25 protein-coding genes and 1 pseudogene are annotated in these 24476 nt (G+C 36.7%); 9 read left to right on the forward strand and 17 right to left on the reverse strand.

Going from position 1 to position 24476, the window contains the following annotated elements; all coding sequences use genetic code 11:
- Positions 1 to 110 precede the first annotated feature (110 nt).
- Together FJQ98_RS17690 and FJQ98_RS17695 are read right to left on the reverse strand one after the other, a co-directional pair.
- Positions 111 to 1346 carry a DNA polymerase IV gene (locus tag FJQ98_RS17690; protein ID WP_053594928.1) on the reverse strand — a complete coding sequence of 412 codons (1236 nt, stop codon included), beginning with the start codon at positions 1344 to 1346 and terminating at the stop codon, positions 111 to 113.
- A gap of 164 nt (positions 1347 to 1510) precedes the next feature.
- Positions 1511 to 2908, reverse strand: coding sequence for an aminotransferase-like domain-containing protein (locus FJQ98_RS17695; RefSeq protein WP_201406486.1), 1398 nt, complete (start codon positions 2906 to 2908; stop codon positions 1511 to 1513).
- Positions 2909 to 3041: 133 nt separating this feature from the next.
- On the opposite strand from FJQ98_RS17695, the gene FJQ98_RS17700 reads away from it, so the two are divergent.
- Positions 3042 to 4208, forward strand: coding sequence for an aminotransferase-like domain-containing protein (locus FJQ98_RS17700; protein ID WP_053594926.1), 1167 nt, complete (start codon positions 3042 to 3044; stop codon positions 4206 to 4208).
- A gap of 204 nt (positions 4209 to 4412) precedes the next feature.
- On the opposite strand, the gene FJQ98_RS17705 is transcribed toward FJQ98_RS17700, so the two are convergent.
- Positions 4413 to 4967 carry a helix-turn-helix domain-containing protein gene (locus tag FJQ98_RS17705; protein ID WP_053594925.1) on the reverse strand — a complete coding sequence of 185 codons (555 nt, stop codon included), beginning with the start codon at positions 4965 to 4967 and terminating at the stop codon, positions 4413 to 4415.
- Positions 4968 to 5082: 115 nt separating this feature from the next.
- Between FJQ98_RS17705 and FJQ98_RS17710 the strand changes: the two genes are divergently transcribed.
- Positions 5083 to 5670 carry a LysE family transporter gene (locus tag FJQ98_RS17710; protein WP_053594924.1) on the forward strand — a complete coding sequence of 196 codons (588 nt, stop codon included), beginning with the start codon at positions 5083 to 5085 and terminating at the stop codon, positions 5668 to 5670.
- Positions 5671 to 5750: 80 nt separating this feature from the next.
- Here FJQ98_RS17710 and FJQ98_RS27250 read toward each other — a convergent pair whose 3' ends face one another.
- The 6 genes from FJQ98_RS27250 to FJQ98_RS17735 form a co-directional block, all read right to left on the reverse strand.
- Positions 5751 to 5873 (reverse strand): hypothetical protein, encoded by a 123-nt coding sequence (locus tag FJQ98_RS27250; RefSeq protein WP_277815945.1) that lies wholly within the window; start codon positions 5871 to 5873, stop codon positions 5751 to 5753.
- Between the two features lie 480 nt (positions 5874 to 6353).
- Positions 6354 to 7352: a biotin synthase BioB gene (bioB, locus tag FJQ98_RS17715; RefSeq protein WP_053594923.1), complete on the reverse strand. Its 999-nt coding sequence runs from the start codon at positions 7350 to 7352 to the stop codon at positions 6354 to 6356.
- Positions 7353 to 7943, reverse strand: coding sequence for a biotin transporter BioY (locus tag FJQ98_RS17720; RefSeq protein WP_053594922.1), 591 nt, complete (start codon positions 7941 to 7943; stop codon positions 7353 to 7355).
- Positions 7907 to 9313 (reverse strand): adenosylmethionine--8-amino-7-oxononanoate transaminase, encoded by a 1407-nt coding sequence (gene bioA, locus FJQ98_RS17725; RefSeq protein ID WP_053594921.1) that lies wholly within the window; start codon positions 9311 to 9313, stop codon positions 7907 to 7909. Before bioA ends, FJQ98_RS17720 begins: the two co-directional genes overlap by 37 nt.
- Positions 9294 to 9998: a dethiobiotin synthase gene (gene bioD / locus FJQ98_RS17730; RefSeq protein WP_053594920.1), complete on the reverse strand. Its 705-nt coding sequence runs from the start codon at positions 9996 to 9998 to the stop codon at positions 9294 to 9296. The genes bioA and bioD overlap by 20 nt, the downstream gene beginning before the upstream one ends.
- A 222-nt stretch (positions 9999 to 10220) precedes the next feature.
- Positions 10221 to 10406: a DUF4177 domain-containing protein gene (locus FJQ98_RS17735; protein WP_053594919.1), complete on the reverse strand. Its 186-nt coding sequence runs from the start codon at positions 10404 to 10406 to the stop codon at positions 10221 to 10223.
- 159 nt (positions 10407 to 10565) lie between these two features.
- On the opposite strand from FJQ98_RS17735, the gene FJQ98_RS17740 reads away from it, so the two are divergent.
- The 3 genes from FJQ98_RS17740 to FJQ98_RS17750 all read left to right on the forward strand — a co-directional run bounded on the left by FJQ98_RS17740 (position 10566) and on the right by FJQ98_RS17750 (position 13050).
- A complete protein-coding gene (locus FJQ98_RS17740) occupies positions 10566 to 11030 on the forward strand; it encodes a hypothetical protein (protein ID WP_053594918.1) in 465 nt (154 codons plus the stop codon).
- 216 nt (positions 11031 to 11246) lie between these two features.
- A complete protein-coding gene (locus tag FJQ98_RS17745; protein WP_053594917.1) occupies positions 11247 to 11945 on the forward strand; it encodes an ABC transporter ATP-binding protein in 699 nt (232 codons plus the stop codon).
- Positions 11938 to 13050, forward strand: a complete 1113-nt coding sequence (locus FJQ98_RS17750) for an ABC transporter permease (protein WP_053594916.1) — start codon at positions 11938 to 11940, stop codon at positions 13048 to 13050. Before FJQ98_RS17745 ends, FJQ98_RS17750 begins: the two co-directional genes overlap by 8 nt.
- A gap of 88 nt (positions 13051 to 13138) precedes the next feature.
- On the opposite strand, the gene FJQ98_RS26910 is transcribed toward FJQ98_RS17750, so the two are convergent.
- Entirely contained in the window at positions 13139 to 13573 is a 435-nt protein-coding gene (locus tag FJQ98_RS26910; RefSeq protein WP_075807249.1) for a tyrosine-type recombinase/integrase, read from the reverse strand.
- Positions 13574 to 13741: 168 nt separating this feature from the next.
- Here FJQ98_RS26910 and FJQ98_RS17760 point away from each other — a divergent pair, with 168 nt between their 5' ends.
- From FJQ98_RS17760 to FJQ98_RS17770, 3 genes are all read left to right on the forward strand, one after another.
- Positions 13742 to 14191 (forward strand): hypothetical protein, encoded by a 450-nt coding sequence (locus tag FJQ98_RS17760; RefSeq protein ID WP_201406736.1) that lies wholly within the window; start codon positions 13742 to 13744, stop codon positions 14189 to 14191.
- Positions 14192 to 14525: 334 nt separating this feature from the next.
- Complete coding sequence (locus FJQ98_RS17765; RefSeq protein WP_075807247.1) at positions 14526 to 14969, forward strand: JAB domain-containing protein; 444 nt, start codon at positions 14526 to 14528, stop codon at positions 14967 to 14969.
- 275 nt (positions 14970 to 15244) lie between these two features.
- Positions 15245 to 16405, forward strand: coding sequence for an acyltransferase family protein (locus FJQ98_RS17770; RefSeq protein ID WP_053594914.1), 1161 nt, complete (start codon positions 15245 to 15247; stop codon positions 16403 to 16405).
- 438 nt (positions 16406 to 16843) lie between these two features.
- On the opposite strand, the gene FJQ98_RS17775 is transcribed toward FJQ98_RS17770, so the two are convergent.
- From FJQ98_RS17775 to FJQ98_RS17800, 7 genes and pseudogenes are all read right to left on the reverse strand, one after another.
- Positions 16844 to 17887 carry a hypothetical protein gene (locus FJQ98_RS17775; protein ID WP_053594913.1) on the reverse strand — a complete coding sequence of 348 codons (1044 nt, stop codon included), beginning with the start codon at positions 17885 to 17887 and terminating at the stop codon, positions 16844 to 16846.
- A gap of 1 nt (position 17888) precedes the next feature.
- Positions 17889 to 18317, reverse strand: coding sequence for a MarR family winged helix-turn-helix transcriptional regulator (locus tag FJQ98_RS17780; protein WP_053594912.1), 429 nt, complete (start codon positions 18315 to 18317; stop codon positions 17889 to 17891).
- 153 nt (positions 18318 to 18470) lie between these two features.
- Positions 18471 to 20038, reverse strand: a protein-coding gene (locus tag FJQ98_RS17785) for an IS3 family transposase (protein WP_425492660.1) whose coding sequence is annotated in 2 segments (ribosomal slippage) — positions 18471 to 19555 and positions 19555 to 20038 — 1569 coding nt in all. Because the reading frame shifts where the segments join, the coding sequence is not laid out codon by codon here.
- A 403-nt stretch (positions 20039 to 20441) separates the two neighbouring features.
- Positions 20442 to 20840, reverse strand: coding sequence for a hypothetical protein (locus FJQ98_RS17790; RefSeq protein WP_053596265.1), 399 nt, complete (start codon positions 20838 to 20840; stop codon positions 20442 to 20444).
- Between the two features lie 439 nt (positions 20841 to 21279).
- Positions 21280 to 21636: pseudogene (locus tag FJQ98_RS27625) on the reverse strand (IS30 family transposase); the annotation flags it as partial.
- Positions 21637 to 21947: 311 nt separating this feature from the next.
- Positions 21948 to 22355: a hypothetical protein gene (locus FJQ98_RS27630; protein ID WP_425492653.1), complete on the reverse strand. Its 408-nt coding sequence runs from the start codon at positions 22353 to 22355 to the stop codon at positions 21948 to 21950.
- A gap of 87 nt (positions 22356 to 22442) precedes the next feature.
- Complete coding sequence (locus FJQ98_RS17800) at positions 22443 to 23330, reverse strand: AraC family transcriptional regulator (protein ID WP_201406487.1); 888 nt, start codon at positions 23328 to 23330, stop codon at positions 22443 to 22445.
- A 110-nt stretch (positions 23331 to 23440) separates the two neighbouring features.
- Here FJQ98_RS17800 and FJQ98_RS17805 point away from each other — a divergent pair, with 110 nt between their 5' ends.
- Positions 23441 to 24358: a DMT family transporter gene (locus tag FJQ98_RS17805; RefSeq protein WP_053595467.1), complete on the forward strand. Its 918-nt coding sequence runs from the start codon at positions 23441 to 23443 to the stop codon at positions 24356 to 24358.
- Positions 24359 to 24476 lie beyond the last annotated feature (118 nt).

Genomic DNA, 24476 nt, shown 5'->3' on the forward strand with positions numbered 1-24476 from the left:
ACATTTTAAAGAAAGCTATGTCAATAGGGAGTTAATCTTTCTAACTAAGAGGTACAATAATGAAAATCATTTAATATCCATAAGAAACTAAATTCTCTATACGTTTCTTTTTACTTATGTTCATCCCAAAAGTCCTTACTAAAACTCGTATTTGCTTGATATTCCCCTACTGGTTTGGCAATATCTGACCCTCGTAAAATCGTTCCTTTTCCAAACTTTTGCTCGATTTGATCCACCAGTTTAATGATTGGTTCATCTTTTATATGTTCTTCAAAGTTAAATAACGTTAGCTGCTGTGTCGTTTCTTTAATATCACTGACATTCGATACGGTAACGCCCAGTAATCGTACAGGTTCCTCGTCCCAATGCTTATTAAATAGATACCAGGCATGCTCAACTATATCCTCTTTTGAATGAATCGCGTTATTGATGGACTTACTCCGTGTACATGTTTCCCAATCAGCTGAACGAATCATGATACTTACAGTAACTCCAGCAAGTTTCTTGGCCTTTAATCTGTCCGCTACCTTTTCAGAAAGTGTTGATATAATTTTATATAATTCATCTCTATCTGTCGTATCATGAGAAAGTGTTGTTGAATTCCCTACACTTTTCGTATCGTATATTGCTTCTGGATCAACAGGTCTATCATCTTCACCATTTGCCTTTTGCTTCATACGTAGACCATTAATGCCAAAGTATTGTTTTAATACATATTCATCCGCTACGGCTAGTTCTCCAATTGTTCGGATACCTAATTTCCTCAATTTCTCCGCTGTACTTTTGCCAACCCCATGCATCTCAATGACATTCATCGGCCACAATACTGTTGGCACATCACGCTTACGGAGTATTGTAATCCCCATTGGCTTTTTCATATCACTTGCCATTTTCGCCAAAAATTTATTCGGTGCAATGCCGATTGAACAAGGAAGTTGCAGTTCGTTCCAAATTCTATCTTGCATATTTTGTACTTGTTGCAATACATTTTGGCCTTCCACTATAGGAAGTTGCAAATATCCTTCATCGATGGAAACTGGTTGGAGAATTTCGCTATACTCTTTTAACAAATTAAAAAAAGCCTTGGACGCAGCTCTATATCGTTCAAAATTAGGAGGTAGGACAATTAGCTCTGGGCACTTTCGCCGCGCCTCTCCGACATTCATAGTTGTATAAACACCACTTGCTCTTGCTTCGTAGCTACACGTAATAATAATACCTCTACGCTCTTTAGGATTACCCGCGATGGCTACTGGTTTCCCTTTTAATGAGGAATCGTAAATTTGTTCAACAGAGGCATAGAAGCAATTAAGGTCAATATGTAAAATGATTCTTCCTTTATTCATATTCTATCTCCTCATTTACTTTGGCTTACCCTTCTGACTGGGGTTATGCGCCTGCACAATGGCGCATAAAAACTATTCATATTTACATGAGAAATAATACGCACTTTATGCGCCATCGTATCACCACTTTTCTTTACATACCTTTATTATAAGCCTTCCTTACTTTAATCAACAAATGAATAATCACCATTACTTTCAAGTAAATCCTTCAATATAATTAGGGCTTGTTCAAGCTGATTTTCCGGAGCAGTAATTGCCAAACGAACTGCATTTACCGGCTTCGCATTTCCAACTGCAAAACGTTCAGCTGCATACACTTGCACACCAGCCCTTGATGCAAGCAATTCAAACTGAACACTCGTGAATTTTTCAGGGAGTATAAGCCATCTGAAAATGCATTCTTCCTCTCCTAAAATGGTATAATCCCCCAAATATTGATTAACAAGGGCATTTTGTTGCTTTGCATACAACCGGTGTTTTTCTAAAATTGTTTGTGCAACACCATCATGAATCATCCTTGCTGTAAGCTCCGCCATCATTGGGGATACTGAAATATTTATATTATAAAGTGTTTCCATTATTTTTTTCCGAAGCGTTGGAGGTGTAACGATAAAGGATAGTCGTAAGCCAGGTGAAATGGTTTTAGACACACTGGCAATATAAATGACTTTTTCTGGTGCATAGGAGGCTATTGGTGCAAGTGGCTGCTCCTTCAGAAAACTATATATCGCATCCTCAATGACGATTAAGCCTCTCTGCTTTGCAACTTCTGCGATTATTTTTCTTGTTTCCATCGACATTGTATGGGTAGTTGGATTATGAAAATCAGGAATAACATAAAGACCTTTTATATGCTCATTTTTACAAGCGTATAATAGCCCCTCTCTTGTCATTTCTCCATTTCTTTGTTGGATTGCTACTAGTTGGATCCCAAGCATATTTGCTGCTGTTTTTATACCTGCATAGGTAATGGGATCAGTTCCAATTCGATCTCCTGGTTGAAACAATGCAGCTAACGTGCCAACAATCGCATTTTTGTCCCCTGCCCCAAGCAATACAGGTTGATCCGTTTGAAAGTTGACCTTTTCCAAAAGCTTCATTGCGGCTTCCGTTTGCCACGCATTTCCTTCAGGTCGTCCGTACTGAAATAATTTACTAAAATTAGGGTCATTCATCATCTTTTTCATATAACGTGTAATATCCTCATTAGCATGATTTTCTGGTAAAACAGAACCCATTTCGATCATCTGAGAAGCATTACTTGTTGGTAATAAAATTTTATTTGTCGCCGCATCTGATGAAACGAATGTTCCACTTCCGATAGAAGCATAAATAAGCCCCTTCTGCCCACAAAGTTTAAAAGCTCTTGTGATCGTGCTTAAATTAACATCTAAAAAATCAGCTAGCTCACGCTGAGGAGGTAGCTTCGTGCCTGGCGATAATTTTCCATCCTTTATATCTTGTTCAAGCTGTTCAGCAATTGCTATATATAATGGAGCCGAACCTTTGCTAATATTCGGTTTCCAACTCATTGGATATTCTTCAAACGAATTAACTGGCATATTCTAAGCTAAGCTCCTTCTTTCTCATTTTTTGCATACAATATTTAATTGTCTTGCATACAATGATAATATTGTATGCATATGATGGCAATGATATAATTTTTAAAAAATCAGAAAAAAGGAATGAAAAATAATGCAATTTTCAGAAAAGATATTAAATACCCCGTCCTCATTCATCCGAAATATTTTGAAAGTAACTGAATCTGAGGATGTCATTTCTTTTGCAGGGGGGCTTCCAAACCCAATCTCTTTCCCAGTTGAAGCGTTAAAGGCTTCTGCGAACCATGCCATTACGGAAAATGGTAGTCGTCTATTCCAATACTCAGGTACACAAGGTTATGCGCCTTTACGTGAGTACATTGCTGCAAAATATCAACGAGTACACGGACTAGATGTTCATGCTGACGATGTATTAATTACAACAGGATCACAACAAGCTCTTGAACTAATTGGGAAAGTACTTATTAACAAAGGCGATGGTATCGTCATCGAGGAGCCTGGTTACTTAGGTGCTATTCAAGCTTTCACATTAAGTGAGCCAACCTTCTATGGTGTAACACTCGAAAATGATGGATTAAACTTAGAAGAATTAGAGAATGCACTACAACAACCAAATGTAAAATTCGTGTATACAGTTCCAAATTTCCAAAACCCAACAGGTCTTACGTATTCTAAAGAAAAACGTCAGCAAATTTGCGAAATCATGTCAAAATATAATGATGTAGCGTTAATTGAGGATGACCCGTATGGAGAATTACGCTTCCAAGGCGAGCCACTACCGTACATTGGTGCTGGTAAATTAGAAAATAGTATTTTGCTAGGTTCTTTCTCTAAAACGGTCACACCAGGAATGCGTCTTGGCTTTATCATTACAAAAAATAAAGAATTAATGGAGCATATCGAAACAGCGAAGCAAGCAACAGACCTACACACAAATATTTTCTCTCAATATGTCATTTATGATTATTTAGCAAACAATGACTATATGGAGCACGTTCAGAAAATTATAGCGTTATATAAAAATCAAGCAGATGCTATGCTAAATGCGATGGAGGAGTTTTTCCCCGCACATGTGGACTATACACGACCTGAAGGTGGAATGTTCATTTGGGCTACAATGAACAATGGAGCTTCGTCATTAGATATCTTCCAAAAAGCGATGGAGCAAAAAGTTGCCTTCGTACCTGGCGACCCATTCTACACAGCTAAAACGGGTGTAAATACAATGCGCCTAAATTATACAAATGCAACACCAGAAGTCATCCGAGAAGGAATAAAACGCTTAGGTAGCATTTTATAAAGTGAAACTTAATCAATGGTGGGTTCTTTCTGATTATTAGTCTTCACCAATCGGGCTTTTACGGGCAGTTCAACTTCCAGCTAATGCCTTCATTTTGAGGTTTGTACCTGACGCTTTGGTTGCCCGTAAATGCCGGATAAGAAGAACAAAAAGCCGTATGAGCACTTTTTATGTTGTGCTTATACGGCTTTCCCATTTATACATTTAGTTTGGATAATAGATAGTCATACTTAATCGTGTTAACGTATCACAAGGATTCATGTAGATGTGTGGACGATCTGCTTTAAATCTAATGGAGTCACCACACTTTAAGTGAAATTCATCTTCATTGACTCTAATCACTAGTTCACCATCAAAAACAGTGATAAACTCCTCTGTGCCATCTTTATGAGCCTCAGCGCTTAATGTCCCTTCCCTTTCAATCTCCACCGTATATATTTCAAAGCGGTTATCCTCTTGAAAAGGGAAATTTGGGTATACCCTATACCTTCCATTATCCTCAGACAGTATTTGAATATCTTCTCTACATATAACCTCAGTATCAGGCTGTGGATTATTAATTAGAGTAGTAAAAGATACCTTTAGCCCATTCGCTATTTTCCAAATAGTTGTAAGAGTTGGGCTGGACTCTCCCCTTTCAATTTGTCCTATCATCGTTTTACTTACACCACACAATTGAGAAACTTTCTCCAAGCTTAATTTTTCTTTCTCGCGAATCGTCTTTAAATTTCTTGCAAAAATAAGATGAATTTCTTCCATTAAATATCCCCTCTTCGAAATGTACAATATAACGACCGATATGTATAATAAAAAGACGGTCGTTATATTGTTTATTTCAGACATTATAACAAACAATTTCAAAGGGGGTCCACAAATGCCTTTATTTTCTTTTTTAGTATTCGTAATAATTACCAGTTTCACTCCAGGTCCTAACAATATCATGGCGATGTCATTTGCAAACAAACATGGATTAGCAAGAACTCTTCAATTTTGTATTGGTGTTGGGGTCGGCTTTTTAACGATTACGGGCTTGAGTTGTTTATTTAATGGGGTCCTTACAAATATCATGCCAATGATCGAATTTCCTTTGACCATTATTGGTGTAGGGTATATGTTATATTTGGCTTATAAAGTACTAACTAGCAAGGAAAATGATAGTGATCAAGAAGAGGAAAACAAACGAAGCTTATTTTTAGTAGGCGTCTTATTACAATTCGTGAACCCTAAAGGTATTTTGTTTGGCATTACTGTAGTAGCAACCTATATTCTTCCCTATTATTCTTCCTATATCAGCTATTTTCTTTTTACTTTATTTTTAGGAATGGTAGGTATAATGAGTACATTTAGTTGGGCTCTATTTGGTTCAGCTTTTCAAAAAATACTTCAACAGTATCGTCAATCGTTTAATATTGTGATGGCTCTTTTATTAGTGTACAGCGCGATTTCAATTCTCATTCATTAATAGGATAATCCGACAACGTAAAAAGCAACCCTCTTCGTGCGCTATAGCGTCGAAAAGGGTTACTTCGCTCAAATCTGAAATTATTTTGTATATGTCAAAACGGCATTTTTCTTAAATTTAGCTAAAGCTTGTGTTGCCTCATTTTTGTTTGTATACTCAAAAATCCGAACGTCCTTTTTGTCAAATACTGTAATAACCCACATAATTAAATTCTCCCTTTCAATTTGTTTTTGTAATATAACAACCACCGAAAATCGTGATACTTTTTCTAACTGTTTTATAACAATTTCTAACCTGATTCTTATTTTACGCCGATTTTTTTAAAAATAAAGCTTTATGTGAAGCCCTTCACAAACTGTTCAATTTCAAAACGCTTTCATTGAACAATTTGTGAAAACCTGATTTTTCAAGGCATAAAAACAATTCTTTTCGTTTTAGCACCCATCACTTTTTATCTCTAATTTGCCAATAGTGGGTTTTCGACTGACCTGAGCAGTTTTCTTGGTAACCCGGGCACTTTACCTTCCTACCTGAGCGTTTCCCCGACGAACCCGAGCACGTTTCTACGATTTTATTCATCCAACAGAAAAAAACCGTATGTACGCCTTTTCCACGACGCACAAACGGCTTTTCAATTTCGATAATAATTAAGTAGTAGTAGTAGATTTTAATTCCATAGGTTTTTATGAACAGAATGCTTCTTCTTGCTTCTCTGATAATTCAATTTCAAATCCTAAATCCTCAAGCATACGATAATCACTATTTGCTTCTTGACCTTCAGTTGTTAAATAATCTCCAACAAATATACTGTTTGCCGCATAAATGCCTAGTGGCTGAAGTGACCCAAGATTGACTTCACGACCACCAGAAATACGAATTTCCTTTGTTGGATTGATATATCGGAATAACGCTAAAACCTTTAAACAATAGCGTGGATTTAATTCCTTTGTCCCTTCCAGCTTCGTGCCATCAATCGCATTTAAGAAGTTGACTGGGATGGAATCCGCGTCTAATTGATGAAGTGCACGCGCAATATTCACGACATCCTCTTTTGTTTCCTTCATACCTATAATGGCACCTGAGCAAGGTGAGATTCCATGCTTTTTCGCAATTTCAACCGTATTCACACGATCTTCATAAGTATGAGACGTAGTAATATAAGAGTGATGTCGTTCAGATGTATTTAAGTTATGGTTGTAACGATCCACCCCCGCTTCTTTTAATTGCTGTGCCTGTTCTTCTTTTAATAAGCCAAGACAAGCACAAACTTTTAAGCCATACTTCTCTTTAATTTCAGTAACAGCTTCACTAACGACATTAACATCCTTTCGAGTTGGCCCACGACCACTTGCCACGATGCAATAAGTGCCGATTTTATTGTCAAATGCTCGTTTTGCCCCCGCTAAAATTTCTTCTTTCGTAATGAAAGGATATTTTTCAATCGGTGCTGTAGATTTAGATGACTGAGAACAATAGCCACAATCCTCTGGGCAATAACCGCTCTTAGCATTCATAATCATATTTAATTTTACTTTTTTCCCATAGTAGTGCTTTCGAATAGCAAAGGCACCGTCCATCACCTTCAATAGTTCATCGTCATCACTATTTAAAATGGCAAGAGCCTCCTCATTGCTAATGATTTTCCCTGCAATAACTTCCTCTGCTAACTGTAACCAATTCATTTAGACATTCTCCCTCTCTACTCTTACAATTTTTAAATCTCTTGTGGAATTAAATACTTTGTAAAGGCGCTCTGCCAAAAATGCAGAAGCTATCGCTAAACAAAAATCGGCAACAATGCTGTTTAAAAAGCCAACTACGAAAATATGTGACCAGCTCGTTTTCATATGTAACCAGAAATTCAAAGATACATATAAATATGGTACTGCCACCCCATAAATAATAATGAGCCCGACAATATTTGCACCGATAAAATGTTTTTTTGTTGGCGTATCCACTCTTTCAATCATGAAACCAATTACTAAGGCGGCCAATGCAAAGCCAATCAGGAAGCCAAATGTTGGTTGCAATACATAGGTGATACCCCCACCTTGTGTAAAAACAGGCAAACCAACTAAACCAACCCCTATGTAGACAAGCTGACTTTGTAATCCATTGCGACTGCCGAGCAAGCAACCCGCTAAGAAAACAAAGACAATTTGTAATGTAAAAGGCACTACAGGTAGTGGTATTTTAATAAATGCACCGATTGCGGTTAAAGCGGCAAACAGCGCAATCATGACAAGTGACAGCGTTGATTGTCGTTTGAACAACTTACTCCCTCCCTCTCCTCAAAAAATTGCACGACCGTCTCTTTTGTTGTCTCAATCATAAAACGCATTTCATCATCAGATATGATATATGGAGGCATGAAATATAATATATTGCCAAGAGGGCGAATCAGTAAGCCTTTTGCTAAAGCACGTTTATATATTTGATAACCGATACGTTCCTCACTCGGAAGTGGCTCCTTTGTTTCACGATTGGCGACTAGTTCAATAGCGCCAACTAGTCCTACCTGTCGATATTCACCAACAAACGGCAACTCTTCAAATGCCTCCATAGCGATCTTTCGCATACGTTCACCCTTGTTTTGTATCATGTCGATCACACGTTCCTCTTCAAACATTGTCAAAACTTCTAGGGCTACGCGACAAGCAAGTGTATTACCAGAATAGCTATGGGAGTGTAAAAACGCTTTCATCGTACCGTAGTCATCATAAAAAGCGTTGTATACATCATCAGTCGTTAATACAACAGATAGTGGCAAGTACCCTCCTGTTAAACCTTTTGACAAGCACATAAAATCTGGAGCAATCCCCGCTTGCTCACAGGCAAATAATGTACCTGTACGTCCGAAACCAACTGCAATTTCATCAGCGATTAAATGAATATCGTATTTTGTACAAAGCTCTCGTAATCGCTTCAAATATATCGGAGGATACATTTTCATGCCTGCTGCCGCTTGAATGAGTGGCTCAATAATAACAGCTGTAATTTCTTCATGATGCTGACTAAGCTCTTCTTCAACAAATTGTATACATTGGGCATGGCAGCTTTCAGGCTTCTCTTGAAAAGGACATCGGAAGCAATCTGGCCCTTGTGCACGTACGGTATCCAATAAAAGTGGCTGGTACACTTCGTTATACAACCCCACTCCCCCAACAGATAAGGCACCAAGTGTTTCACCGTGATAAGCGTCCGTTAAGGCTAAAAAACGCTTTTTCGTTGTTTTTCCAGTTTGCATATGATATTGAAAACTCATTTTTAGTGCGACTTCTATTGCTGACGAGCCGTTGTCTGCAAAAAATACTTTATTTAAACCGTCTGGCGTTAAGGCTACTAATTTTTCTGCCACCTTAATCGCAGGTTCATGTGAAAAATTAGCGAAAATTGTATGTTCTAATATAAATGCTTGATCACTTAATGCTTGGCTTATACGCGCATTCGCATGTCCAAATAAATTAACCCACCAGGAAGATACAGCGTCTAAATAGCGTTGATTATTTTCATCGTAAAGCCATACCCCTTGTCCTTTTTTAATAACAATAGGCGGAAATTGCTCATAGTCCTTCATTTGTGAGCATGGATGCCAAACATACTGTAAATCTCTCTTCTGTAATTCAGTTAATGCTTGTTTCATATTTGACCAACCTTTCAAACAAAGATGTGTGTGAAATGGAATAGTCAACAATGTGTAAAATATCTTGTAGCTTTGGAATTGTCGCATAAGGCAAATCATGATGTTGTAGAATCGTTTTCACATTATCTTGTTCCATCTTACTGCCTGTGTCTCCATTAAATACAATGCCAAGAACCTCCACATTACGAGCATGTAAAGCCTCCAGTGTTAGCAATGTGTGGTTAATCGTCCCTAGTGTTGTTCGTGTGACAAGAACAACCGGAAGCTTACTTTGAACGATTACATCAAGGAGTGTATTTTCTCCATATGTATCCAATGGAACAAAAAGTCCACCTGCTCCTTCACAAATTACGACATCGTATGATTGCTGTAACAACTGAATTTGCTTTAATAAATGTTCCACATTAATTTGCTGTCCCTCCAGTTGTGCAGCAAAATGTGGTGATGCAGCTTCCTTAAACGAATAGCCATTTAAATTTTCTTGCTTTAGTCTTTGTAATGAATACTTTTCATACATTGCTGTATCGTAGTAATAGCAATGCCCATTGTCACAAACTTCGCCAGTTTGCACAGGCTTGTAAGGCGTGACTTGTAAATCATGCTGTTGTAATTGACGCATCAATAATGTGGTGATAACCGTTTTACCGACATCTGTATCTGTCCCAACAACCCAAAAATGTTGCATCGTTAACCTACCCCCTCTTTTTAAGTTAACCATTCACAATTTTTAAGTTAACACATTTGATTTTTTTTTGTAAATGCTATTTCCATATTTCTTCAAAAATAGCTCTTTTTCATTGCAGAAAATAGAGAATTTTGCGATAATTCAATAACTTTTTTCATCAACAAAAAACACTAGATTCTTACCTTGAGGTAAAATCTAGTGCTGATATTGTTATATTTAATTTTACGATTGTCTTAGTCTTTCAAAAATAATTTCATATTCTGTTGGCTTTCCATGCCCATTATAAACCATAGGTAATACTTGTACTAAACGCCAACCGTCTTTTGCGTATTCTTCGATTGTTTCCCGATGTGTTGCATCCTTAAAAAATCCACCTAAATGTGTTTGTATAAATTGATATTCATACATGCTACTCACCCCTTTTCAACTATTTACGCAATGATTGTAGCTAAGGTTTCAATAATTTTTAGGGAGTGTTTATTAACTTCATTGCTTTTCTGAATATTATCAAAAATTTAAAGGATTTTACTGTTCGTTCGTAGTATTAAACTAAACGGGGGTGGCTGTATGTTTGGTATTTTTAAAGAATCAGAAAAGATTATAGATACTTATGAACAAGTTGGTTTTATTTTAAAATCCTTGCTCACATACGAGCTAAGAGACTTACCTATTCGTTATGAATTTTGGTATCGCGTGGCTATTCGTCAGGAAGAATTACGAACGTTAAGTATCGAGCATCGATCAAAGGTTGCTATGACTTCTGCAGTAGGTCGCTTTCACCAAACACAATATGAGGGAACGAAACAAAAGTTATCAAAGCTTGAACGTCTCGCAGATATGTATAAATCGTTTTGCATTGAGGAAGAACGAGAGGCATTAAACCATCGACTCCATTTTCAAAAAGAAGCGATTACCGAGCTATATGAGCATGTTCAAAATAAAGAGCTTTATATGTATTGTGATTCTGTACAGCAACAATTTTGGAATGCCGTCAGTGAAGACATATTACATGCAATTGCCAACCTAGATTAAATAGGTGGGCAATTGCAAGACTATCCGTTGATAACATTCTCTTTATCCATCGATAGGCATGGAGTACTAGACAAAAGATAAAAGCATGAAAATGGTCGATATCACCCTGTACAACAATTCCCTCTTTGCCGCCTCTCCATTTCTTACCTAAAGTAAAAACTCAAAACTTGAAACATTTTCCTCTTCCGTTCGTAAATAAATTAGGAGAGGAAGTGAATGACAATAGATATTAACATACATAAAGGTGGTTATGTAGAAAACGAAGCCATTATTTCAAACATTCAATTTCAAGTAAATAGCGGTGAACTCGTTGGATTAATCGGTTCCAATGGGGCTGGTAAAAGTACAACCTTACAAGCAATGATGGGTGTATTACCAATAGTTGATGGTCAGGTGACAATAGGAACTTACGGCTATGTACCAGAAAGACCAATTTTGTATGAGTATTTTACATTATGGGAGCATATAGATTTCTATTTGCGTGTAGCTGGTAAAGAGAATTCTTTAACAAATCGCGCGAAAGAATTACTAGAAATTTTTCAATTGGACCATAAGCTACACGATTATCCAACAACGTTTTCCAAAGGTATGCAACAAAAAGTGATGCTTATTTTAGCATTTCTTGATAAACATTCTACCTATATTTTAGATGAACCATTTATGGGACTAGACCCACAGGCAATGCGTAAACTCTTAACGATTTTAGAAGAATTAAAAGCACAAGGTGCCGCCATTTTAATGAGTACACATGCACTTGATACGGCAGAAAAAATATGTGATCGTTTTATCTTAATTGATCATGGTCGAATTTTACAGCAAGGTACACTCGCATCGTTACGCTTAGCGGTAAAACAGGACAAAGCATCTCTTCTTGATATTTTCGACACACTTCTTGAGGAAAATCACCATGACTAATATAGTGCAGCAACGAAGAAAATTAGAGCGCTCCCACAATTTCAAGCTACTGGCAAGCGTTATCGATTGGACAGTCGCCTTATATGTTGTTGTGCCGACTCTAGTCATTGGCTTTTTCCTTTACAAAGACTTTCTCTTAACGATAAGTACATCGTGGGTCGTACATATTCCGCTAGCTTTCTTAATTGTACTGTTATTTTTTATTACACGTATCGAAACTATTCGTACCTATTTGCAGCGAGCCGATCGTCTTTTTTTAATCCAAAACCGAAAACAAATGATACGCTTAAAACGAGCCGGTCTATATCGGTCGCTAAGTAAGCACCTAATTTTACTAGGTTCCGGCCTTGCTCTATTAGCGCCGATCTTTATAATCGTTCATCATGTAACGGTATTAGAATTGCTTTCTTTACTATTGCTACTATTCACGACTAATTTTGTGAAGGTACTTTTACAATTAAAGCTTCGTAAATGGCAGCAACTAGTATGCAACATTTTTATGTGTATTCTCGGTACAGTTTGCTTTTTGTATGTACCTGTTATTATTACTTCACTTATTTATCTAATTCTTCTTGTTTATTGTACAAGCTATTATGATAAACATTTTATCTATAACACTAAGTATTTTGATCAACAGGTGGAGCTCGATCAAGCAGCATTTTATAAATGGCAAAGTCTTTTATTCCAGATTGCTCCTGAGCTTCGAAGTCAGCTAGTACCGACATTAAAAAAGCCTCGCCTACTATGGAAAAATTCAAAGCGTATGTTTCGACGTTCCGATTATTTTATAGAGGAACTAATTTGCAAAACGATGCTTCGCCAAAAACAATATCGCTTAGGATATCTTCGCTTTTTATTGAGTGGTATTGGGCTCATCATTATTGTGCCAGCATGGGCGAAAATGATCATGCTCGGAATTCTTTATTTTACTTTACGCTCTATGATGCAATCGGTGATCCAGCAAATTTTAGAGCATAAAATTTGGTCAATCTTTCAAGTATCCAATGAACAAATTCATGCTGCTAGCAGGCGATTACTTAAGGGATTTGTAGATCTGCCATTATTGATTGTCCTTATTATTTTAATTATTATTTTAGTCTTGTAAATTAAGGCTTAAAACGTTAATCAATATCTTATTGTATCAACGTTTACAAAGGTTTTTTGGTTCAAGTTGGTTCAAATCGGCTTGAACCTCATAAAGAACTTAACAGATTTAAAGCATCGGCATCTTGCTGGTGCTTTTTTTCTGGCATTAATTCCAGATAATAATTCTGTGTGGTTTGAATATTAATGTGACCTAATCGCTTTGATACATAAGCAATATCTATGTCTTGGGCAAATAAAAACGATGCATGAGTATCTCTTAAACCGTGAAACGTTGTTTTCTTAATATCTAATTTCTTCAATAACTCCGCTAATTGTTCCGACTGTTTAAAACCGCCAAAGCTGAAAGTATAACCATTCTCTTTAACAGGAATTTTACGAATGAGTTCATATACTTCTTTGTTAATAGAAACATCACGTTTTGCATTTTGTGTCTTTAATGAAGTGTCATCAGAAGTAGGACTAATTGAATGCCTAACTTTTATTCCGTATTCATAAAGACTCTCTGGGCGTATTGCTAGCAGTTCTCCACGTCGCCCCCGTTTCTAATGCAAGTAATACAAGTAAGTTAAATTCGTCTTATGGATGCTGTAAAACGTAATTACGAAGCTTTCTAAAATCGGTGATAGATAATGCTTTATTACGTTTAGGTGGATTCTCTCCACGTGTTTTTACTAAACGAGCAAAGTCATTTGGAAGAAATTATTTCATTTAGAAAGGAGAATTTAGTAAAACAGATTAATGGTAATCGAAAAATGACGATAGATCATCACGCTATAAAGACATTTGAAAATTATGCAGAGATACTAGATTTAAAAGTTGACCCAAGTATTTACGAGAAAAAGATACCCAAAAAAAAATACATCAAAATGAAGAATGAAAGAATCCCTATACCATCTAAGGAAGAAATAAGGGAAAAGAAAGAGGAATTATTACAGATTATATTTGAACAATTAATTGATAAAGATAAGTTTAATGATGACATACAGGAACACTTTATGAATAATAGCTTAATTCATGATTATACAAACCCTCTTGTAGCAATTGAAAACAATGGTGAATTATTAGGATTTAAAATTGATGCGATAAATTACTTAAAAGATAATGTAAAAAATGAAATTATTAATAACCCTAAGTACTAGTCTTGATGAAGATTATTATAAGTAGCAGTTGGACTAGATTTTTCCCTTTTCAGCTCTTCTAATTATAATCTTCTAATTCGTCTGTAAAGCAGAGACGAATTAGAAGATTAAGTAAAGGGTCTTCGTTCTTCGGATGTTATGAGTCAGCCAAGTAGGATAAGGGTGCGTAAGAAAGCAATTAACGCTTTTAACGCACCCTAATTCATTGGGCTTCCCCAAAACATTTACGAATCACTTGATAGCTTTGCTACTTACGCCACTTGACATTAATCGATGCGAAGATTCTCTGTATGGTGACCAAAAAGGTCAAAAAATTATAGAGAGGTTGATCTAGATGGAAACCATTTTTGAGATTATTCGTATTGAGCAAGTTATTCGAGAGGCAGATGAGGGAGTCAACTACATTATTCGTAGTCCAGAAGATGGAGCAAAGACAGCTTCTCGCTTTATTGGACGTGATGATCGTGAAGTGTTTTTTGTAATGTGTCTAAATACGAAAAATAATGTTATTGCGGTTCATCGTTGTCATGTAGGTTCGTTAAATGCCTCACTCGTCCATCCACGCGAGGTGTTTAAATCAGCAATTCTTAATAATGCATCCAGTGTCATTGTTGCTCATCAGCATCCAAGTGGTGACATAGCGCCATCGAAGGAAGATATTAACGTTACAAAGAGATTAGCTGAAGCTGGAAAGTTACTAGGCATCAAAGTGCTTGATCACTTAGTAGTAAATAGTGATACCAGTTTTACTAGCCTGAAAGAGAGAGGCTATATTTAAAAGGGAGAAGCAGCTCACTTTTTTTCTTCAAAGTATATTTATATATTCGCATTATTAAATGTAGGTTTTGGTAGTATGATTATTAGAGTTAATGTATCATATAGAATATGGAATCATTACATATTAAAGTGTTTTTATTCAATGAAATTTTCGAAGCTTGTTCAACTGACGGGACAGGATAGTTATTGATTAAAAAATGGATTTATTTTCCTTAGGTGGTAAAAAATACATTTATATTATCTCAGTGTAACTTCTAGTGGGAAAGGAGTTTATAGGTGAAAAAAGAGAGTGATCGTTTATATTTCATCGATAATTTAAAAATAGCTTTAATTATGCTTGTAGTAGCTCACCATGCTGGACAAGCTTATGGACCAGGTGGTTGGTGGTTTTTTTTGGATGATGAATCTATCAATTGGTTGGGCAGATTTTTCTCTGTAAATGCAGCATTTTTTATGAGTTTGTTTTTCTTTTTATCAGCCTATTTTCTCCCCCAATCAATCTCAAGAAAAGGGCCGAAACGGTTTTTAAAAGAACGGCTTATTAGAATTGGTATTCCATTACTACTGGGATTTCTCGTGATGATTCCTATTCTGATGTATTTATATTACATTAATTTCAGAGATTATGAACCCATCCCATTTTTTTCTTACTATGTTAATATATTTTTTGGACTTGGTAATGAACCCGCGAATTGGACTGGGCCATCATGGCCTGATATGCAATTTGGCCATTTATGGTTTTTAGAGCATTTACTTGTGTATGCGATTGTGTTTTCGGTCTGGACCTTCTTTACATCTAAGAAATTCACACAAAAGTCTGATAGAAACATTAAGGTTTATCAGATTCTCTCCCTGTGGTTGGTCGTTAGTTTAGTGACTTTTATTACAAGGATATGGTTTCCTATTGATCATTGGACAGCTTTTTTAGGATTTATTCAAACTGAATTTGCACATGTACCACAGTATGTGAGTTTCTTTTGTTTAGGCATTATGGCTTATCATCGCAAATGGTTTTTAACTATGAGTGCGAGAGCAGGATACATCTGGCTTGTTATTGGAATATTAATAGTGACCATTTTGTATTTTGGAGGAAATACGATAGATCCTTTTCTTTTAAAGGGTGGACAAAACTTCGGTTCGTTGGCTCGATCATTAATTGAGACGTTACTGTGTATTTCACTTGTAATCGGTCTTCTAATTTTATTTAGAGAGAAAGTTAACGGCGCTAATCGTTGGTCAAAGATGTTAGCAAACAATGTATTTGTTGTTTATTTCATCCATGTCCCAGTAGTTGTCTTCCTTCAATATACATTGAATGACCTACCAATATCAGTCTGGACTAAATTTCTTATAACGGTATTTTTAGGAATCATTCTAAGCTTTTTGCTTAGTCATTTTGTATGGAGAAAGATTCCATACCTCAAAAAAATGATGTAAAAGGAAATAATTTTTAGATAGTGAAAAAAGCCAGCATTAATGCTGGCTTTTGTCTTAATAGGATAATGATGTGTCATAAAAATAATGGTTCTTGTTCAACTAACGGGTGCTTTACTTTAATAAGCTCCATTATTAAAAGACTTTAAATGTACACATAGCAGTGGAATATATTAGCAAAATGTATTCAACTAACATCTATCTTGTTGGTTCAAATTGGTTCAAGTAATTTCAATTTCAATCCTTTGCCATACATTTTTATCCATATTACAATTCCCAAAACGTTGATATAAATGGATTATGATGTATTCAATACACTTAGAATATATCTGTATATTTCTCAAAACGTTAGGTTGATTTCCGTTCCGACTTTTATATGTTTTAACAAATATCATCCGACTAATAAAACAGGTGCCAGCTTAGTTTGCTAGCACCTGTTGTTTATTGATATCTATTATCTTCCATTCCTTGTAGCAGCATGTTTCTAAATTCCTGTGCTTGGTCGGCTTTAATGGCTACTTTGTTATAACGTTTTTTACGCCCCAGCATAAAAGTCACTTCCACAGGCTCCTTCATTTTTAATATAAACTGTGGATATGCCGCTTCAAAATCACGTGCTATAAAATCAATTGTATCTTTGGCTAGTTTTCCTTCCAACAGTTCCTTATCCTCAACAATCTCTTCAATCTGGTCAAAGCGAATTTCTGCTCGTTTCATCAATCCTAAAGACAAATACAATTTATCAGATGTTACATGAACAGGATTTAAACGAATGGCCTGCATATCCGCTACAAAAAATAGGACAGAGTATACATTTAAAATAAGCAATAGTATAGAAAGAACAAGTGATTTCTCATGTAGCCACCAATGAATCCCTATTGTTTCAATGGCGATTCCATGGATAAGCATAATGATAAAGGCAATATAGCTCGAATTTTTGTGCAAGGTTAACCCAGATTGCTCTTTTCTCTTCCAGCTTGCAAAAGCGTAGTAAATCACTAAAAAGTCTGTGCAAAGCATTTGGATAATAAGATGCTTCGGTGCATGTTTTTCAACTGCTTTGGGAAATGAAAACAAATCTGGTAAAGTAGTTGATCGTACATCCGCTAGAATTCTTGGCATATAGCGAACGAGCGTTGCAATTAGTAAAATTTCTAATAGAATAATCGTACTTTCAATGGCAAACCCAGCCCAAGTCACCGCTACAAACGGCTGTAGATGTTCTATTGGGATAATAAAACGAGCTGCAATGCAACCAGAAGCTGCTAAAAGTACCGCTTGTTTTATAGAAAACTTCCCTTTATAGAGCAGAAATAAAACAGGCATAACTAAGACAAAATCAATTAATGAGCCCATCACAACGCCATTTGTTTCAGGTGGTAAAATGGAAACACCGAGTCCAGTGTTATAAAGCGTGTAATTACTGGCAAGTACCACTAACAAAAATGCTAGCCATATATTTTGCTTTTTCTTTAATGCAATCATGTTAAATCTCTCCCTTATCATTTATTTCATGTATAATTCCTTCCTTTAATACAATTTGGTTTAACTTCTGAACAATCTCTTTCAATTGCACGATTTCACTTAACTCAAGCTTTGAATAATATCTCGAGATAATAAATCGTTTTATTTCTTCTTCTCTTTCAAAATACTTAATGCCTAAAGTATCAAGGCTCACACATATTTCACGTCTATTTTCCGGATTAATGCTCCGAGATACATAGTGCTGTTCTTCAAGTTTACTAACTAGCTGTCCGACAGCACTAGAAGTTATATTCATATAACTCGCAATTTGTCCAATCGTCACTTGGCCATTTTTTTTTATAAAATCTAATAAAATTATTTGTTTAGGAGATAATTCATCACTCACTAAATTTTGATGTAACTTTATGAAATGACTATCGGTGTTTGTCAATATAGTTGTCGCATTTAGTTACTTTAGTATTTTGAAAGATTGGATGAATCCCCATGTTCAGTCAAGGCTACCGCGCTGCGCTTGCTGGCCTGGTGATTAAGATTGAAAGAAAAAGCGTGCTTTCAATCTTAATCACCAGGGAATTGGGGACTATTATGGTTTTTTCACTAATTCGGTTTGCCCCTCATCTCGCATTGGATTGAGTGCTACTTGTTCATTCGGTGCCCAATTTCTTGTACTTCGTGTCCAACGCTCCGGATGCTTCTCCTTCGCAGCCTCGTACACGTCTTTTCGCTTTTCTAATAGGGCTACGTGTTGGCCCGTATGACACTGCACTGGTGTTACAAAATTCAGCCCGCTATGCAGGTGAATCTCGTTGTACCAATGGACAAATTGCTGTGCCCATTGTCTTGCTCTTTTAAGTGTTTCAAAACCTTTGTGTGGAAAATCTGGTCGATACTTGAGTGTCCGAAACATCGCCTCTGAGTAAGGGTTATCGTTACTCACACGTGGTCTTGAAAACGAACTTTGGATGCCCAACTTCTCTAGTAAACCTAGAAAGGTCGAGGCTTTCATTGGACTCCCATTGTCGGAATGTAATACTAGTGGTTCTCCCAGAATTTTTTCACTGATCACTGCTTTTTTTACGAGTGTTTCGGCGTGTTTTGCCTCTTCTGTTTCCCATACTTCCCAGCCGACTATCTTTCTACTAAACAAGTCGAGAATTAAATAGAGTCGATAATATAAACCTTTCACTGGTCCTCCGAGCCAAGTGATATCCCATGTCCACACTTGATTTGGCGCTGTTGCCAGATGGCTTTCCGGGATTCTTCGCTCAGGCTTTTGGCTACGTCCTCGGTGATGCTGCATCTTTTCTTCACGTAATACACGATAAAATGTCGATTCTGACGCAATGTAAGTTCCTTTGTCCGCAAGTCTAGGCACAATTTGCGTAGGTGGGCAATCCGCATATTTCTCTTGCTTCACAATCGTTAGTATTTCCTCTTTTTCTTCTTGTGATAACTTATTTTTTGGTGTAGGACGTTTCGTAAGTGGGCGCTGATCGACCTTCACACACCCATCCGAAATCCAACGTTCATAAGTACGTACACTAATGTGTAGTTCTTGACAAGCTTTCGCTAATCGCGCACCGTTCTGATTGGCTTCTTGGATGAGTTCTATAGCTAATGCGCGATTTGATGGGCTAATCATTCGTCCTCGTCGTCCCCCCAAATCGCTTGGGCCTTTTTTCTAAGCAGTAGTAATGCAGCAGCTTCCGCAAGTGCCTTTTCCTTTTTTTGTAGCTCTTTTTCCAATTGCTTTGCACGCTTTTGTTCTTCCTTCAATGCGCCATTCAACTGTTTCGTTTGATCTGATGTTTGACCATTTGCTTGAAGGCATACATTGCGCCAAGCTTCAATTTGTTCGCGATACAACCCTTTCTTACGGCAATACTCCGCCAACTCAACCTCATTCATCGTGAACGTCTCCATCACGATTAAAAACTTATCTTGGCTATTCCATTTATCACTGGTTTGACCATTTCCAGGCGTTGCCACACCAGCTGCACGCGCTTCTTTACGCCACTTGTATAACGTCACTTCTGTAATGCCTTCTTCTTTCGCAATTTGCGCCACTGCTTCGTTATTCGGTGGCATCATGCGTTTAACAATTGCTTCTTTTTGTTCTTGCGAATATCGCACTCTATTTCTTCCTGTCATATCGATCGACCTCCGTGTTATTTACTTAACTATAACACTAAAGCATCCTACGACATCTATCCTAACAGAGGGGGCTATCCATCGAATAAATAGCTTCATTCATTTCCTCCACAAGCTTATAAATTAGTTCTTCATCCTTTGCCATCACTCATTCAATCCTTTAAGTAAAGTTAATAGTAAAGGTATCTTTACTATTAACTTTACTTTATTTTAAATGGTTATTATTGTCAACCGCTTCAACGAAAAAGTGCTGGATCTAATCCAATAATTTTCAAGAATTATTCACATGTAAAAACGAAATCAGATCAAATTCTCAAAAAAGAAATAACACTACTGTCAAGACATTAAGACTTGCAAAATAAAAGACCTCCTTATTAAGAGGTCTTTAGTAGTTTTTATGCCCTTATTTTTCTGCAATCTCTAATTGTTTGTAATAGTTTTCTACAATTGGATGAATATCTGACTTTGAGTCGTAATAGGTATTGTCTATTTCACTAAGCGTAAATATAAATTCTTTTTCGCCATCCAAAAGAGCAATACCATAGAGCCAGCCTGTTCGTTCTTCTTGATTATCTTGTGGAATAAATTCTATATCTTTAATCAGATTTAGGAATTCCCCAATTTGCTCTTGCTTCGTTATCGTTTTAGCATAACCAGTTGAACCATCTTGAATGATCACTTTATCCACATTTTCAATTTTTGCATCCTTATAAAATTCTTCTAATGTTTGCGTTTTTGCAACAGTACAAGCAGAAAGTAAAAATAGAATGACGAATAAAATCCCGAACATCGATTTTTTCATTGAACCACCTCCAAGTTTATTCTACTGCCTATTAGAAGGATTAAATTACAAATAGTTACATCACATCAATAAATAGAGCGATTCATTGCAAGAGCGGGTATTCCCCTCTATTACGTGGATATCCTCATGTTTTGTGTAGATATTCTCTTCTGCTTCTTTCCACCTTTATACTCTACTATTTTTTATTAAAAAATTGTTTACGATAAACATGCCTAAATTGCAATTACAAGTTGAACACTTTTTTTAAAAAAACACCCCAGAGGTTCCTTTGTCTTCTGTTTGTCGGTCGGCGTAGTCCGTTCAACCTGTGTTGGCTAGATCTGCAAGGCGGTTTCCCTTGTGGATCTAGCCAGTACAGGTTAGGATCTGTAGCTGACTGATGAACAGGAGACTTTTCTGTTTGGAGGGAGGCTCAGGGGTGCGGGGTGTCCCCGCGGTCTTAAGAGACGAGTTTCTGAAGTTCCTCTTCAAACAGTTCATTTGGTGTCTTGTAGGCAAAGATTTTTCTTGGTAGGTTGTTCATTGCCCTCTCAATCATACGAATTTGCGTCCGGCTATAATCCTCAATCGCATGTCCTTTAGGGATGAAACGACGGATGATTCCGTTGTGGTTTTCATTTGTTCCACGTTCCCACGAAGAGTATGGATGAGTGAAATAGATATTTATCCTATCACCAAACATTTCTGACAACCTAGCGAATTCAGAACCATTATCTGCGGTGATTGATTTAAAGACCGCAGATGTGTATTCACCGAATTCTTCGAGGACTGAAGAGAGTGCGTAGTTAACTGAGTCGGCATCTTTCCCTGTCCATCTTTACGATGAATTCACGACGCGTTTTTGCGTTCAATCAAAGTTAATAGTACATCATCTTCTTTATCCTTGCGCCCTACGACGGAGTCAATTTCAAAATGACCGAATTCTTCACGAGATTCAACGCTATCAGGACGTTCTTCAATACTTTTACCGAGAACTGTCTTATTTTGGGCGTTGCGTTTTTCTTAACCTTTTTGGTATTTCGACGTACCTTTAAGAGAAGGTCACTGTTTCGAGTTTTCAGAAGACCCAGCTCGATATAATGATAAAGGGTCTTTGTTGAGATCATTTCATCCGGAGAAAAACAACCCTTTGAGCTTCGCAAGACCAACAATCGCATCTGGAGATAGGGTCCTTGTGCGATCAAGTAATAGTTCGTCAACAAATGCCAAGAATGCCTTCACACGCCCAAACTTCAACGGTTTACGAGAACGAGCCACATTTCGATCTGTTACAGCTTGACCTGTTTCAGCAAGATATTGCGTTGTGTAGATATGTTTTCCATTGATTTTTTTTACTTGAGTGGTCGTGCCACGAGCAAGTTCATTGTAGATTGTCCCGCGCGAAACCTTGAGTTTTCGCGCAAGTTCGCTCTTATTTGTAATTCCGGCATTCAAATAGCCTTGAAGTTCTCCACGTTGAAACTGTGTAAGGCGTGGTTTCTTATTCGTTATTTTTATGTTATTCTGTTCTAGCATCGTATTCGAAATCCCTTCTTATTGATTGGTGTAGGAACCTCAATAATACACGATTTCGCGTACGATGTTTTTATTTTTCTAAAGTGTTCAACTTGATTCTACTATTCGCCTACGATAAACATGTGGAGAGTATCCTGTATATTTCTTAAATTTTTCAATATAGTAACTTACTGTACTAAAACCTGTAGTTGTAGCAATTGTAGTGATGGATTGCTCACTATCACGTAATAGCACCATACTTTTGCGAAGACGATAGTGTAGTAAATATGTGAATGGTGTCATGCCGACCATTTTTGAAAAAAAGCGACTACATTCTGCCCGACTTAAAAAAACATGTGCAGCTAAATTTTCTAAAGATATCTTCTCCTGATAATGAGTATGTAAATAATCGAGCATTTCCTTTGCTCGTTCATGCTGGACAATAATTGCTGGATCTAGTATTTCTTCTATTAGCATTGATTGTGACAAAATCGTTTCCCAAATGACTAATAGCTCTCTCCAAACCTTTAGCTCATAAAAAACGGCTTGCTCTTGCAGTAATTTCGCTACAATTTCTACTTTTTGCGCCAATTCGCCGGAAAGCTTTACATAGGGCAGTCTATTGCTCGTTATATACGGTAGTACATATTTAGTTGCAAAAATACTGTCCTTGTGTCCGCCTAAAAGCAATGGGTCCACGTTAACACAGAAGATTGTAGCCCATTCTATTTGAAAAGGCTTTGCTTCATGTAAACTTGATGCATTGACAAATAACCCCTCTCCCTCCTCAAGGACAAAGACATCCGCTCCTACTCGGTATTCTACACGGCCACTTTTTACATAGACAAATTGAATTTCCTTATGCCAATGTAACGGTAAAAAATCCAGACTATCTAATCGCAAAACAGTCTCATATAGTGCAACTGGAAATTCCTTCGTCCCATGTAACGTTAGTTCTTGTAAATCCTTTGCAATTTTAATATGTGTTAACGTCACTTCTTAGCTCACCTCAATATATTGATATTTTCAACCCTTTAAATCGATATTTTTTTCGTCATACATTCTTTATAATTTCTTTATATTGATAGTTTAGGAGATGTTTAAAGATGAATCAATCTATACAAAAAAATCGTACTCTTGGTTTTATTCTTGTCATTTTAGGGGCAAGTTTTTGGGGGATTGGTGGAACCGTCGCACAAAAGCTTTTTCAGCAGGAAAATATAGAGGTTGGCTGGCTCGTTTCTAGTCGTCTTCTTTTAGCCGGTCTATTACTCATTATGGCCTATAAAATTACACATCGTAAAAAGTCTATTTTTGTGATGTGGCGGACGAAGCAAAATGCTTTTAGACAAATTTTATTTAGTTTACTCGGGATGCTGGCGGTTCAATATACTTATATGATGTCAATTGCTATAGGTAACTCGGCTGTTGCTACTTTATTGCAATATTTAGCACCACTTTTTATTATGGCCTATTATTTAATAACGAAGCACAGTCAACTGACAAGGCAGGATGGAATCGCTGTAACTTTGACGCTTATTGGTACTTTTTTATTACTTACTAACGGTTCATTGTCTACACTTTCTGTTCCAGCAATGGCCGTGTTTTGGGGGATTTTATCTGGTCTTTCGGCTGCTTTTTATACGTTATATGCTGTCTCACTCTTACAGCAGTTTCACTCATTGTTAGTTGTAGGCTGGTCAATGCTTATTGGCGGGATTGTAATGAGCCTTTTCCATCAGCCATGGCAAATTGACATGGCAAACTGGGCATTGTCGACAATCGCTTATTTTCTTTTTATCGTTATTTTTGGGACAATGCTAGCATTTTGGTTTTATATTGCTAGTTTGCATTATTTATCGCCAAAAGAAACTAGTTTACTTGGTAGCTTGGAGCCTCTAACGGCCGTTATGACAAGTGTCTTTTGGCTTAAAATTCCCTTTGGTAGCTTTCAGTTTATTGGGACAATGCTTATTCTCTGTATGATTTTATATCTCACGGTTTTTCAGAAAAAGCGCTCTTAGGAAGGTTTAACTAAATTTAGATAAATTTAAAAATATTAGTCACAAATACCTATTAAAAATTAAATAAATCATGAATCTATACATAAAATTTACATATTTTATATATCTTTTTTCCTTA

This window comes from Lysinibacillus agricola, from assembly GCF_016638705.1.
Classification (GTDB): domain Bacteria; phylum Bacillota; class Bacilli; order Bacillales_A; family Planococcaceae; genus Lysinibacillus; species Lysinibacillus agricola.